The 1,101-nt window shown below is 35.9% G+C and carries 2 protein-coding genes; both read right to left on the bottom strand.

The window, feature by feature from the left end; translation table 11 throughout:
• Positions 1–129: 129 nt before the first annotated feature.
• A complete protein-coding gene (locus BN587_RS02360) occupies positions 130–342 on the bottom strand; it encodes a helix-turn-helix transcriptional regulator (RefSeq protein ID WP_021719545.1) in 213 nt (70 codons plus the stop codon).
• 15 nt (positions 343–357) lie between these two features.
• Positions 358–741, bottom strand: coding sequence for a hypothetical protein (locus BN587_RS02355; protein ID WP_021719544.1), 384 nt, complete (start codon positions 739–741; stop codon positions 358–360).
• Positions 742–1,101: the final 360 nt, after the last annotated feature.

The raw sequence follows: 1,101 nt of genomic DNA, 5'->3' as shown, positions 1-1,101 counted from the left end.
TAATTTGAGGGAATTGCTTAGGTTGGCACAACAATAAGTAATGTACTAATACAAATCAAACTCCTGTCATAGGCTGGCGTTGGCCAACTTGTGACAGGAGTTTGTGTTTGTTGGATTCTTAAAATAAACTTACTTCTCTTCTTCCTCAAACTGAAAAATGTATTCCACCGGCTTGCCAAACACCTTGGCGATATCCATTGCCAGCTTGAGCGAGGGATTGTATTTTCCGTTTTCCAGGTTGCCGATGGTTTCTCTTCTGACACCGACAAGCTCTGCAAGGGCGCTTTGCTGCATTTTTCTTTCCTTGCGCAGTTCGTGGATTCTAGTTTTTAATACAGGCATTTTGCACCATCCTCACTATTTGCGTTCAAAGTACAGGAAATAATACCCAAAAGATAAAAAGCTGATACCAAGTATAAGCTTTAACATGTTGTCGGTATCAAGGGGAATACGGCAAAAAACTACGATACATTGCAAGATGCTGATTAAAAGAATTATTGTAAATAAAGCACGGAACCCAGCCCGATGAAGGTTATCAAGAGCACGTTCATCATCAATATCAGATTTAAGAAAAAAAGTAAGTAAAAATCCGACAGCGACTATTAAACTTAATAACGAGCTGCTAATACTTAAAAGTGTGTTGCTGGATTTGCCAAATATTGCCAAAAGAATAATGCTGACTCCATAAAAAATGCTGGCATAGCCATATTTCTGATTGAGTGTTAATCTGAAATTTTTCATTTTCAATCCCTCTAATGTGATATATTTCTAATTTATGCTGAAATAATATCACATAATAAGGAGATAGTCAAGAAAAATGTGAGAAATATATCACTTGGTGATGCTCACCGGATTTACATGAGTAAAGACAGTGAAGAATATTAACATAGTTTTTGAAGATATGCAAAATATGCTTTTGGATTTTACCATCTTAACCACTGTAAAAACTTTTCAAAATAAAAAGCTTTTGCACTTCAAAGCATGAAGTGCATCATAAGGCATAAAGAAAACCCCTCTGTAGGCAAAGCCTTCGGAGGGGGAGAATACTACTTAAAATTTCTAATCTTATTTTTTTACGGTAGATTGCAAGTGCAAATTGAA

Source organism: Phascolarctobacterium succinatutens CAG:287 (genome assembly GCF_000434895.1).
In the GTDB taxonomy this organism is placed as follows: Bacteria; Bacillota; Negativicutes; order Acidaminococcales; family Acidaminococcaceae; genus Phascolarctobacterium_A; species Phascolarctobacterium_A succinatutens_A.
Note: the sequence above shows the minus strand (reverse complement) of the source record. Positions and strands in the feature narration are given on the sequence as shown.